10 protein-coding genes are annotated in these 12,754 nt (G+C 60.3%); all 10 read left to right on the top strand.

Annotation, left to right across the window (positions count from 1 at the left end; all coding sequences use genetic code 11):
* The first annotated feature begins 18 nt into the window (after positions 1 to 18).
* The 10 genes from JNO50_RS16430 to kdpA all read left to right on the top strand — a co-directional run bounded on the left by JNO50_RS16430 (position 19) and on the right by kdpA (position 12,741).
* A complete protein-coding gene (locus tag JNO50_RS16430; RefSeq protein WP_189531441.1) occupies positions 19 to 234 on the top strand; it encodes a hypothetical protein in 216 nt (71 codons plus the stop codon).
* A 225-nt stretch (positions 235 to 459) separates the two neighbouring features.
* Positions 460 to 759 carry a hypothetical protein gene (locus JNO50_RS16425; RefSeq protein ID WP_189531439.1) on the top strand — a complete coding sequence of 100 codons (300 nt, stop codon included), beginning with the start codon at positions 460 to 462 and terminating at the stop codon, positions 757 to 759.
* A gap of 184 nt (positions 760 to 943) precedes the next feature.
* Positions 944 to 2,569, top strand: coding sequence for a methyl-accepting chemotaxis protein (locus JNO50_RS16420; RefSeq protein WP_189531437.1), 1,626 nt, complete (start codon positions 944 to 946; stop codon positions 2,567 to 2,569).
* A 67-nt stretch (positions 2,570 to 2,636) separates the two neighbouring features.
* Positions 2,637 to 3,041 carry a YchJ family protein gene (locus JNO50_RS16415; protein WP_189531436.1) on the top strand — a complete coding sequence of 135 codons (405 nt, stop codon included), beginning with the start codon at positions 2,637 to 2,639 and terminating at the stop codon, positions 3,039 to 3,041.
* A gap of 786 nt (positions 3,042 to 3,827) precedes the next feature.
* Positions 3,828 to 5,159, top strand: coding sequence for a putrescine-ornithine antiporter (gene potE, locus JNO50_RS16410; protein ID WP_189531434.1), 1,332 nt, complete (start codon positions 3,828 to 3,830; stop codon positions 5,157 to 5,159).
* Positions 5,160 to 5,362: 203 nt separating this feature from the next.
* A complete protein-coding gene (locus tag JNO50_RS16405; RefSeq protein WP_189531431.1) occupies positions 5,363 to 6,445 on the top strand; it encodes an HD-GYP domain-containing protein in 1,083 nt (360 codons plus the stop codon).
* Entirely contained in the window at positions 6,442 to 7,587 is a 1,146-nt protein-coding gene (locus tag JNO50_RS16400) for an FIST signal transduction protein (RefSeq protein WP_189531429.1), read from the top strand. The genes JNO50_RS16405 and JNO50_RS16400 overlap by 4 nt, the downstream gene beginning before the upstream one ends.
* A gap of 1 nt (position 7,588) precedes the next feature.
* Complete coding sequence (locus JNO50_RS16395) at positions 7,589 to 10,642, top strand: PAS domain S-box protein (protein WP_215796410.1); 3,054 nt, start codon at positions 7,589 to 7,591, stop codon at positions 10,640 to 10,642.
* A gap of 208 nt (positions 10,643 to 10,850) precedes the next feature.
* Positions 10,851 to 10,940, top strand: a complete 90-nt coding sequence (kdpF, locus tag JNO50_RS16390) for a K(+)-transporting ATPase subunit F (RefSeq protein WP_189531426.1) — start codon at positions 10,851 to 10,853, stop codon at positions 10,938 to 10,940.
* A 1-nt stretch (position 10,941) separates the two neighbouring features.
* On the top strand, positions 10,942 to 12,741 hold the full coding sequence (kdpA, locus tag JNO50_RS16385) for a potassium-transporting ATPase subunit KdpA (protein ID WP_189531424.1): 1,800 nt from the start codon (positions 10,942 to 10,944) through the stop codon (positions 12,739 to 12,741).
* Positions 12,742 to 12,754: the final 13 nt, after the last annotated feature.

Genomic DNA, 12,754 nt, shown 5'->3' with positions numbered 1-12,754 from the left:
TACACCAAGGACTTCACCATGAAATCGACGACTCTTATTGCTGCTTCCCTGTTCGCTGTTTCCGCGTTCGCCGCCCATGCCGGCGATGGATTTCTGAACGTTCAACGCCTTCAGGACCGACAAGCCAAGGCTGAGCAAGCCGCTCCGTCCCAAAGCGAAGCCGATCGCCTGACCGCGGATGATTATGCAGGCAAGGTTATCAAGGCAAATCCCGAGAACTATCGCGTTAAATGAACCGCTCCATTCTTGTTGACACCGCGCGCTTGGCGGTGTCGAACCGGAGCAAAAGAGGGAATCCGCAGCGAGACTGCCGATTCCCTCTTTTTGCGTTTTCTGCCGGGCGCGCATGACCCGGACGGCGTGCACGCTTTCTGCGTCCGGTGTATGCTGACATCCGGCTATCCATATAACATTAACAGTGGCGCCAGGCGACAGCCGGCGTGCGCCCCGGAAAATCCGATGTTTCAGACTTTGCAGATACTTTGTACGATCTTCTCCAGTATTGGCTTGACGATGCTGGCATTTGGCGGACTTGTCGCGCTTGTCGCCGCGCTGGGAGAGCGCCGCTGGTGGTGGGCGGCGGGCATTTTTCTCAGCGGCCTGCTCCTTGCTGTGCCGTTCTCTCTGGTCTTTCGGGCGAAAGCGCCATGGCTGTGCAAGATGGTCGTTGGCGGTTTCCTCATCGTACTGGTATCGACCGCGGTGCTGCTTGCCGGTTTGCAGAGTGGTTACACGCTGCTGCCTCAACCGGCCGGTTGAAACCTCTGAAATATCGCATCTTCATTGATATTTGTCGTATCGCCGGGTTTTCGCTGCGGAGTATGCTCGCGAGCAAAGCCGTTGGGCATGATGATGGCAACAGCTTGCCATAGGTATCGTGAACAACGAGTCTCACAACAACAAAAGTGGAGACCGGTGACTGAAGGGAAGCCGGGTGGGATTGATGCGTAGATTTTCCGATTGGCCGATTTGGCTGCGTCTTACTGGCGCGATCTGGTTGTGTCTTGTTTTGGCATGGGGTGGGCTTATCGCCTGGGAAACGCGGGTCAGTCAGGATATCGCGATCGATCAGGCCAAGGATCTGGCCCACAGCATGAACGAAATGACCCTGGCGGGCTTGACCGGCATGATGATGACCGGCACGGTCGCCAAGCGCGATGTTTTCCTTGATCAGATAAAAGAGCTGTCGGCCGTGCGCGAATTGAAAGTATTGCGCGGTCCCGCCGTCAACAAACAATTCGGCCCCGGAGTGGGCAACGATGCGCGCCCCTCCGATCCGATGGAGAGCGCCGCCGTCAATGAGGGCAAGACTTACATCGGTATCGAGAGCGATCCGGTCAAGGGGGAGGCGCTGCGCGTCGTGTATCCCGCTCTGGCATCGAGCAACTATCTGGGTAAAAACTGTCTGATGTGCCATATCGTGCCCGAGAAAACTCCGCTCGGCGCAGTCAGCATGCGCATCTCGCTGGAAAAAACCCACCGGGCTGTCGAGGGGTTCCGCAATCAAAGCATCGTGTTCGCCTGTCTGGTGTCGCTGCCTTTGATGGCCGTGGTTTTCCTGTTCATCCGGCGCTTTGTCAGCCGGCCGCTGAACGCCATGTCGGACGGATTGGTCGAGATTGCCAAGGGCGAGGGCGATTTGACCCGGCGTCTTGATGTGAGGGGCGGCGACGAGATCGGCCGGGCGGCGGCCAGCTTCAATCAGATGATGGCGACGATTGCCGATCTGGTGCGTGAAGTCGGCGCGGCGTCCGCGGCGGTATCCGCCTCCGCATCGGCCTTGTCGGAGGGGGCGGGACGCCTGGCCCGCGGTTCCCACCATCAGAACACGCAATCGGTGGAGGCGGCCGGCGCGGTCGAATCCCTGGCCGGACACATCGGCGAAATCGCCTCCAGCGCCGGTGAAGTCTACCAGCGTTCGGGGGAAAGTCTTGCCCGTTCGGAAGAAGGGCGAACGAGCCTCGCCGAGCTCAAGGACGACGTCGGACGCGTGGAGGGCACGGTCTCCATGATGTCCCAGGCGGAAAATGACTTGATGGCGTCGACGGCGGCCATCACCGATATGACGCGTCAGGTTCGGGAAATCGCGGAGCAGACCAATCTGCTGGCGTTGAACGCGGCGATCGAGGCCGCCCGTGCCGGTGAACATGGCCGGGGTTTTGCCGTGGTCGCGGACGAAGTGCGCAAGCTTGCCGAAAAGTCGGCCCAGTCGGCGATCGAAATTGACGAGGTCACCCGTTCGCTCAATGCCAAATCCGATGCCGTACGGCAAACTGTCATGGCAAGCCTTGAATACCTGGCTTCCAGCCACCGCTCGGCCGAACGCGTGGCCGAAGTCCTCGACGCGGCGAATGAATCGGTTTCGGATGTCCGCCAGGGGCTGGACCAGATTGTCCGGGTGACGGAGCAGCAGCGGCAGGTGAGCAATACCGTCACGGAAAATATCGACGCGATCGCCGCCATGGCGCGCGAGAACGACGAGGCCATTCAGGGCACCGTCGTTTCGGTAGGCGAGCTGGAGCGCCTGTCGGCCCGGTTATCCGAACTGGTATCCCGTTTCAAGGTGTGACCGGGACGCCGCGGGCGGTTTGCGGTATTCTGCGGTGCGTTGCCGAACGCCTGAGGAAACGTCTTCCGTGAGCCGAAAATCGCCCGTTGCGGCCGCCTGCCCCTGCGGCAGCGGCCTTGCCTATACCCTCTGCTGCCAGCCTTTTCATGGCATGTCAGCATTCCCTCCGACCGCCGAAGCGCTGATGCGCTCGCGCTATAGCGCGTTCGCCCTGAAGCATGCGGAGTACCTTCGTTTCAGCTGGCATCCGGATACGTGCCCGGAGAGCCTCGATCTCGATGACGAGCCCCTCAAGTGGCTGGGTCTGACGATTGTTTCCACCGACAAGGGTCTTGCCGGCGATCTTGAAGGCCGTGTCGAATTTGTCGCCCGCTACAAGGCCGGTGGCCGGGCCGGCCGGCTTGCCGAGAAGAGCCGGTTTGTTCGTTTTGACGGGCGCTGGGTTTATCTCGATGGAGAGGTGAACGCCTGACGCGCCGCCGGCTCGCGGTAAAAATTCCCCCGATGGATCGGGGTTTCTGAAATGCATGAATGATCCGGACTGAGGTCGGGGCGGAATGATGCCGGCCTGCCGGCCTCTTGCCAACAGCGAGCCGGACGGCCCGTCGGGTCATGTGACAAAGTCAAAATTTACGATTCCATGCTTTGTTCGGCATGTTTGCTGTTTTCTTGCTGAATTCCCGCTTTTCCCTCGCATTCCTTCCGGAAACAACCCCGAGTAATTTTATCGGGTATTGTTTCGCGTCCAGTCTAATCAGTCCCTTGCGCTCATAAATTCACGATCGGCCGGTTTTTTTTATCCTTAATTTTTTGATCAGTGAATTCATGTTTATCGTAGTCCGTGTTAGTTGGCGTTATTTATGAAATAAAACCAAAAAACAATGACAAATTCATGTGTTTCGGATGCGGAAAGGTTTCCATATCGGGGTTTTTTTGCCATAAAAGATGGTTATGTAATAGTTGGTAATCCGTGGAACTTTTTCGGAAACGCTTGTGTTTAAAGGGTTTTAGAGCGGTGTGTCAGGCTTGATTTGAAGGTTAAGGAAACCTTAACTTTCGTTAATCAGAATGTTCTTATTTATTGATCCGAATCAAGAGAGGGGATGGGGCTCGGGAGTAATCTTTCCTCGCGATACTGAAAAACACGAGATATTTTCAGATCATTCTGAAATAAAAACGTACTCGTTACGTATGGCGTTCAGCGCTTGTTTGAGGAATTCGTCCTCGGGCGTTTTCTTCAATTTTCTGGAGAAAAATTATGTCTTCCAAGTCCAACAAGATGGGGCTCATGGGCCTAACCATCATCGTGGCCGTGAATATGATGGGTTCGGGCATCATCATGCTGCCGGCCAACCTGGCGAAAGTCGGGACCATCACGATGCTGTCGTGGATCGTGACGGCGCTTGGCGCCATGGCGCTTGCCTACTCCTTCGCTCAGTGCGGCTTCTTCGTTTCCCGTTCCGGCGGTATGTCGGCATACGCTGAAGAGGCGCATGGCAAGTCCTCCTTCTTCATGGCTTCGTATACCTACTACGTGTCGCTGGCTATCGCCAACGTCGCCATCGCCATTACCGCCATCGGTTATCTGGCTCCGTTCGTTCCCTGGCTTAGCGCCGCGCCGGTCAATACCTGCATGGGCATCATCGCTTTGCTGTGGTTGACCGCCATCGCCAACTTCTGGGGCCCGAAAATCACCGGCCGCATCTCCGGCGTGACCGTCTGGGGCGTGATCATCCCGGTGTGCACCCTGGCTGTCTTCGGCTGGTTCTGGTTCGATCCGCACACTTTCTCCAGCGCCTGGAACGTGCAGAACAAGCCGTTCGGTGAGGCCGTTTCCTCCGGTATCGCCCTGACCCTGTGGGCCTTCCTCGGCATGGAGTCCGCTTGCGCCAACTCCGACGCCGTCGAAAACCCGAAGAAGAACGTGCCGATCGCCGTACTGCTGGGTACCGGTATCGCCGCCGTGATCTATGTGCTGTCGACCGCCGCCATGCAAGGTATCGTTCCGAATGCGCAACTGGCCGCTTCGACCTCGCCGTTCGGTCTGGCCTTCTCGATTCTGTTCAACCCGGCCATCGGTAGCCTGGTTAACCTGTTGGCAGTGGTTGCGTGTACCGGTTCCCTGCTGGGCTGGCAGTTCACCATCGCTCAAGTCTCCAAGGCCGGCGCCGATAATGGCATCTTCATGAAGTTCTTCGCCGACGTGACCAAGCATGGCGCCCCGATCAAGGGCATGGTGCTGATCACCACGGTACAAAGCGCCATCGCACTGATGACCATTTCGCCCGATCTGAGCAAACAGTTCAACGTACTGGTCAACCTGGCCGTGTTCACCAACGTGGTGCCGTACATCCTGTCGCTGACCGCTCTGCCTGCGATCATGAAGAAGAACGAGCTGACCGGCGCTCCGTACGCTCGCAACATGTTCATCGTGCTGATCGCGATCCTGTACAGCATGTACAGTATCTACGCAGCCGGCGCCGATGCTGTCTTCTGGGGCTCTTTGGTGATGCTGTTCGGTTACCTGCTCTATGGCATGGTGGCTCACCGCTTCCCGGTGAATATCGCTGACGCGGGCACCGCCGAATAAGGTTTCTATCGCATCACAGTAACGATCGAGTACCTCAGCTTGAACAAAGCTGACTTTGGCCGGCCAGTTTACTGACCGGCCCCTTTTCTTTAACGCGGACAGGGAAGCGAGTTTCCTTGTCCGCGTTAGCCATGTCCGGTCGGCAAATCTCCACCAATCCATTACTATCAGAGTATCTCCCCCACGAGCGACAGGCGTTGCGCATGGCCATTCTGATAGTCGACGACAATTCCACCAATCTGATACTGATGACCGCGCTGGCGCGCTCCGTGGCAGAGGTCGAGCCGGTCGCATTTGAAAATCCGTTCGAAGCCCTGGCCTGGAGCGAGTCCCATGACCCCGACCTGGTATTGGTGGACTACATGATGCCGGAACTGGACGGCCATGAGTTCATCCGGCGCTTTCGCGCCATCCCCGACCGGCAGGATGTCCCCATTGTCATGATCACTACCGAGAACGAGCGCCCGATCAGGCAGAAGGCTCTGGAACTTGGCGCCACCGAATTCCTTGCCAAGCCCATCGATTCGGTCGAGTTCCGTATCCGGGTGCGCAATCTGCTGGCCTTGAGCCAGGCCAGGCAGCAATTGAGCAACCGCAGCCAATGGCTCGCCGAGGAGGTGGCGCGGGCGACGCAGGTGATCCGTCTGCGCGAGCAGGAACTGGTGCTGCGCTTGTCGCGCGCGGCGGAATACCGGGATCCGGAAACCGGGGCGCACATCAACCGGATGTCCAGTTACGCGGCGCTGATCGCCAGGGGGCTCGGCTGCGAAGAGGAGTTCGTGGCCAATTTGAAGCTGGCGGCGCCGATGCACGATATCGGCAAACTTGGCATCCCCGATTACATCTTGCTCAAACCCGGCCGGCTGACGCCCGAAGAGCTGCATATCATGCAAGGGCACGCGGAAATCGGAGCGAGAATTCTGTCCGGCAGTCATTCCCCGCTGATTCAACTGGCGAGCCGGGTGGCGGCGGGACACCATGAAAAGTTCGATGGCACGGGCTACCCGCTAGGACTGAAGGGCGAGGCCATCCCGCTGGAGGCGCGCATCGTGGCGGTGGCCGATGTGTTCGACGCGTTGACTTCTGAACGCCCGTACAAGAAACCCTGGCCGTTCGACGAGGCGCGCCGCTACATCGAAGACGGCCGCGGCAAGCATTTTTGTCCGCGGTGCGTCGACGCGTTTTGCTCCAACTGGGAAGGCGTCCTCGGCATTTCGCGGGAGTTTCCCGACGATGTGCCGGACGAGGGCGATCTGCCCGCCGAATTCGAGGGAGGCGAAGCATGAAAATCCATTCGCAGCGAATCAGGCCGGGAGCCGTGCCGGAGGGACCTCCGGCGGGGGCGGGGCTGGCGCTGGTGTTCGCGGATCAGTCTTTTTTCGCCGATGCGGGGTTTCTCGATGCGCTTGGCGAGGCCTTCGCGGGCGTGCCGCTTGTCGGGTGCTCGACCGCCGGAGAGATCCTGGGCGTCGAGGTGACCAGCCACACCGCCGTGATTGCCTGCCTGGTGTTCGGGGCTCCGGACAGCCGGGCCGAAATCGCCGTCACCCGCATAGCTGGCATGCCGGACTCGCAGTCGGCCGGCGAGCGGCTCGGAGCGAAATTGCCACATGATTCCCTGGCCGGAGTGCTGCTGTTCGGTACCGGCGTCGCCGTCAACGGCAGCGCGCTCGTCGCCGGGTTGGCCGGCGTGCTGCCGCGCGGATGCGGGGTTTTCGGGGGACTGGCGGGGGACAACGGCCAGTTCGTCAAAACCTGGACGCTGGCCGACGGAGTCGCCTCGGACGACACGATTGTCGCCGTCGGCCTTTACGGTTCGTCCTTGCGTTTGGGAAATGGATCCTATGGCGGTTGGGAGCCATTCGGCCCGCTTCGCAAAGTGACCCGCGCCGAACAGAACATGCTGTACGAACTCGACGGAGAACGGGCGCTGGATATCTACCGCCGTTATCTTGGCGAGTACGCGGCGGACTTGCCAGGCTCGGGGCTGCTGTTCCCGTTCGAAATGCAGCCGGGCAAGGATGCCGCCAACCGGGTGATCCGCACCATTCTGGGCATCGATGAACAGACCGGGGCGTTGCTTCTGGCCGGGGATGTCGATCCCGATGGCTATCTGCGCCTGATGCATGCGTCGACAGAACACTTGATCGCGGGCGCCGGCGAAGCCGCCCTTCTAGCCGCCCGCTCGATCATGGCGTGCACGGGCGAACGGCTGGCGCTGCTGGTCAGTTGCGTTGGCCGGCGTCTGGTGATGGGCGAGCGGGTCGACGAGGAGGTCGAGGAGGTGGCCGGTATTTTCGGCGCATCGACCGTCTGCTGCGGTTTTTATTCCAATGGCGAAATATCGCCCGTGCCGGGAAGCGCTGGCAGTTTGCTGTGCAACCAGACCATGACCATCACCCTGCTGGGCGAAGCGGTCGGGGAGTGATATGCATCCGGTACTGATCCGGCAATTGCGCCGATTGTGGGGCTGCGCCGATGCGGCAGAGATCGAGGCACTCTGCGCCGAGGCGCGGCGGCTCGGCGAAGGCGACGCGGTCTCGGCGCCGATGCGCAGACTTCTGGAGTCCATGCCCGAATTCCTTGAGCGGATCGGCAACTGCTACGAGCAGTTCGAGCGCGATCTGGCCTTGCGTTCGCGCAGTCTCGAACTTAGCTCGCAGGAACTGGGCGAACTCAACGACAAGCTCAGGCAGGAACTGGATAGCCGCAATCGCGCCATCGATTCGTTGCGGCAACTGGCCAGCGGAATGCTCAAAAACCATATGCCGCTGGAAGGATTGAACAAGGACGATGAACTGGAGACCGTGGCCCTGTTGCTGCGCGATCTGGTTCACCAGCAGGAAATCGACCGGATCGAACTGGGCAATCAGCGTTTCGCCCTGGATCAGCACGCCATCGTCAGCATGACCGATACCGAAGGCAAGATCTGGTACGTCAACGACCGTTTTTGCCAGATCAGCGGGTATTCCCGCGAGGAGCTGATCGGGCAGTCACACCGGCTGATCAATTCGCACTGCCATTCGACGGCTTTTTTCTCGGATCTGTGGTCGACCATCATCTCCGGCCGCGTGTGGCGCGGAGAAATCTGCAACCGCGCCAAGCAGGGGCACTTGTATTGGGTCGATGCGACGATCGTGCCTTTTCTTGATGCGGACGGCAAACCCTACCAGTACATCGCCATTCGCACCGATATCACGGAACGCAAGGAAATGGCCGAACGGGTCGCGGCTCGCGAGCGCCAATACCGCTCCGTGGTCAACAGCGTGCAGGCGGTCATTTTCCAGATCGATGCGGCCGGACGCTGGGTGTTTCTCAACCCGGCCTGGGAAGCGATCACCGGTCATGCGGTCAAGGCCACGCTCGGACAGAGCCAGAGCGATTACCTGTATGTCGAGCACGTCATCGAAGGGCAATTGATCCATCTGCTCGAACACGAGCCGGCCGCGGAGGGCGGCACCATGTTCGAAGGGATGGTGAGGACGCACGCCGGCGACTACCGGTTCGTGGAGCTGCTGGCGCGGCTGGACCGCGATGAGAACGGCGTGATCATCGGGGCGACAGGGACCATGATGGACGTCACCGAGCGCCGCGAGGCGGTGATGCAATTGAAAGAGAACCTCGATTTCGTCGATACCCTGTTCGAACTGATTCCGATGGCGGTATACCTGAAGGACGCCGACGGTCGCTACATCCGCGTCAACAAGGCGTTCACCGAGATGTTCCAGAGTCCGGCCGAAGACTGGATCGGCCGGACCGCCGAAGAAATGTTCGGCGAGGAGGCCGCCACCGAGCATGGCAGGATCGATTCCCTGCTCTACGAAACCCTGCAGCCCCAGACCTACGAGTCTCCGCTGGTGCTGAAAAACGGCGCGGTGATCGATACGCTGATCAGCAAGGCCCCGCTGGTCAAGCGCGACGGGACGGTAACCGGACTGGTGTCGACGCTGGTGGACATTACCGGCCGCAAGCAGGCGGAACGGGACAGCATCCGGGCCAAGGAGGCGGCGGAGGCGGCCAGCCGCTCCAAGAGCGAATTTCTGGCCAATATGAGCCACGAAATCCGCACGCCGCTCAATGGCATCATCGGAATGACCGAACTCGTCCTTGAAACTCCACTGGACGATCAGCAGACCGAATGGCTCGAGATCGTCAAGGCTTCGTCCGATGCGCTCTTGCAGGTGATCAACGACATTCTCGATTTCTCCAAGATCGAAGCGGGCAAACTCACCATCGAGAGCATCGAGTTCGATTTGAGGGAAGTGTTCACCTCGGCGGTCCAGTTGTTGTCGCTCAATGCCAGGGAGGCCGGGCTGGGGCTGACGCTGGACATCGATCCGTCCTGCCCTGCACGGCTTATCGGCGATCCGGGACGCTGGCGGCAGATTGTCATCAATCTGCTGGGCAATGCCGTCAAATTCACCCACAGGGGCGGTGTTGCCATCCGGGTCTATCCGGTCGCCCGGGAAGACGGGCCGTGGGTGCACTTCGAAGTGAAGGACACCGGAATCGGCATCCCCAAGGCCAAGGTGGCCCAGATTTTCGAGGCGTTCACCCAAGCCGACTCGTCGACCACCCGGCGCTTTGGCGGAACCGGTCTCGGATTATCCATCACCCAGCATCTGGTCCGCATGATGGGCGGCGCTATCGCGCTGGACAGCGAAGAGGGGAAGGGCAGCACATTCACCGTCAGTTTGCCGGTGCGTCCCGTCGCGCAGAGCGATGCGCCTGTTCTGTCCCCGGTGGCCTCTCACCATGGCGGAGTGTCGCTGAATGTGCTGCTGGCCGAAGACAATTACGTCAACCAGCGTCTGGCGCTGAGCCTTCTGGAGAAGTGGGGGCACCGGGTCAGTCTGGCGACGAACGGCGAAGAGGCGCTGCGCTTGTGGCGCGCGGAAACTTTCGACGTGATCCTGATGGATGTGCAGATGCCGGTGATGGGAGGAGTGGAGGCAACGCATCAGTTGCGCGAAGAGGAGCGCGGCAGGGGCGGGCATATCCCCATCATCGCGATGACGGCCAATGCCATGGAAGGGGATCGCGAGCGATGCCTGGCCGAAGGCATGGACGAATACATCGCCAAGCCGATCAAGGCCGGCGACTTGCGCCGGCTGCTGGAGTCGATACCCGGCGCGGCGCTGACCGGCAGCCGGTTCGACTACGCGGCGGCTCTCGGGGCATCCGATCAGGAGATCGTCGGCCTGATCGCGGAGCATTTTCTTGAACATGCGCCCTTGCAACTGCAGCGAATGTCCGAAGCGCTGAAGAACGGCGATCTGGGGACGCTGACCCGCGAAGCGCACAGCCTCAAGGGGCTGTTCCAGACCTTCGGCGCCCGCCCTGCCGCGCAGTTGTCGCAAGACATCCAGGATGCCGCGAAAGAGGGGCGGCTTGGTGAGGTTGGCGCCCTGTGCGAGCGCCTGCGGACGGAGTTCTCTCTTTTGGCCGACTGCCTGAAACATCGCAACCAGTCGCTCGCCTGACTTCTCTTTCATTCGGATGCAAACCCGCCTGCCATGGTGCAGGTGGGTTTTTTTACGTCATTTTTATGCCGGGCGGCGTAAGGTTCAGGCTGTGTGAATCCCTAGTCTGGAGAGATCGTATGGATGCGCTGTTTATCGCGTTGATCGCTCTGTTTTCCCTGCTGCCGTTGCTGGCCATCAAAGGCTGTGTTCGGCTGGGAGGTGGAGAATGAGCTTGTTCTATCTGCTGTCCGGCGTCGCCGCCGTGTCGTTGCTGGTGTACCTGATCTATGCCCTGTTGAAACCGGAGCAATTCTGAGATGAATACCGATGCTGTGTCCCTCCTCGCGCTCTATCTGGGCGTGCTGGTGGTGCTGTCCTACCCGCTGGGTATCTATATGAGCCGGATTTTCTCCGGCAAGAATGTCGGCGCCGCCAGACTGTTCGCCCCTCTGGAGCGCGCCATTTACAAAGTCGCCGGCATTGACCCGACCGAAGAGACCGGTTGGCGTTCCTACGCCGTATCGCTGATGTTGTTCAATATCGCCGGTTTCGTGTTCCTCTTTCTGCTGCAGCGCGCGCAAGGGCTGTTGCCGTTCAATCCCGAGCACATGGGGGCCGTTGCGCCGGATCTGGCGTTCAATACCGCGATTTCCTTCGTCACCAATACCAACTGGCAGGCCTATGGCGGCGAGAGCACCATGGGTTACCTGGTGCAGATGCTGGGGCTGACGGTGCAAAACTTCGTCTCGGCCGCCACCGGCATCGCCGTGGCTGTCGCGCTGATCCGCGGCTTCGCCCGTCATTCGAGCAAGGCCATCGGTAATTTCTGGGTCGACGTGGTGCGTGCCACCTTGCACGTGCTGCTGCCGTTGGCCATCGCGTTCGGCCTGGTTTTCGTCAGCGAAGGCATGATCCAGAACCTGTCGCCCTACAAGCAGGCCACCACGCTCGAGACCGTGAGCTACCAGCAGCCCAAGGTTGACGCGAACGGCGGCGCGGTGACGAAGGATGGCAAGCCGGTGATGGAAACCGTCACGACGAACAAGCAGACTCTCGCCATGGGGCCGGTCGCTTCGCAAGAGGCCATCAAGCTGCTTGGCACCAATGGCGGCGGCTTTTTCAACGCCAACTCCGCGCATCCGTTCGAAAACCCCACTCCGTTCACCAACTTTTTGCAGGTGCTGGCGATTTTCCTGGTGCCCGCCGGGCTGGTGTTCGCGTTTGGCGCGATGGTCGGCGACAAGCGCCAGGGCATCGCGCTGTTTTCCGTGATGACCATCCTGTTCGTCGCGATGGTCTGGCTCGGCACTTGGGCCGAACAGCGCGGCGTGCCCGCGATCGGTTCGCTGGGTGTCAGCCAGTCGCACGGGGTGCTCGCCGATGGCGGCAATATGGAAGGCAAGGAGACGCGCTTCGGCATCAACGACACCATGCTGTTTGTCGCGGTGACCACCTCGGCCTCCTGCGGAGCGGTCGATGCCATGCATGACTCGCTGACCCCGCTGGGCGGCTTCGTTCCGACCTTCCTGATGCAATTGGGCGAAGTGGTGTTCGGCGGCGTGGGCTCTGGGCTCTACGGCATGCTGATTTTCGCCTTGCTGGCGGTGTTCCTGGCCGGCCTGATGGTTGGGCGCACACCGGAATACCTTGGCAAGAAGATCGAGATCTTCGAAATGAAAATGACGGCATTGGCCATTCTGGTGACGCCGGTGCTGGTGCTGGTGTTGACCTCGATAGCCGTTCTGACGCCCGCGGGCCAGTCCGGCGTGGCGAACCCGGGCGCCCACGGATTCTCCGAAATCCTTTACGCCTTCACGTCGGCCGCCAACAACAACGGCAGCGCGTTCGCCGGCCTGTCGGTCAACTCGCTGTTCTACAACATCGCCACCGGCACGGCCATGTGGTTCGGCCGTTTCCTGATGATTGTTCCCGTTCTGGCCATCGCCGGCTCTCTGGCCGGCAAGAAGCGTCTTGCGGTGACGACCGGTACCCTTCCGACCCATGGCGCGCTGTTCGTGATCCTGCTGCTCGGCGTGGTGTTGCTCGTTGGCGCCCTGAACTATGTGCCCGCTCTGGCACTCGGCCCCGTGGTCGAGCATCTGCAGATGCTGCGCTGACCGCCCGATAGCC

This window comes from Paludibacterium paludis (assembly GCF_018802605.1).
Taxonomy (GTDB): domain Bacteria; phylum Pseudomonadota; class Gammaproteobacteria; order Burkholderiales; family Chromobacteriaceae; genus Paludibacterium; species Paludibacterium paludis.
The sequence above is the reverse complement of the archived record's forward strand: the minus strand, read 5'-3'. Positions and strand labels throughout refer to the sequence as shown.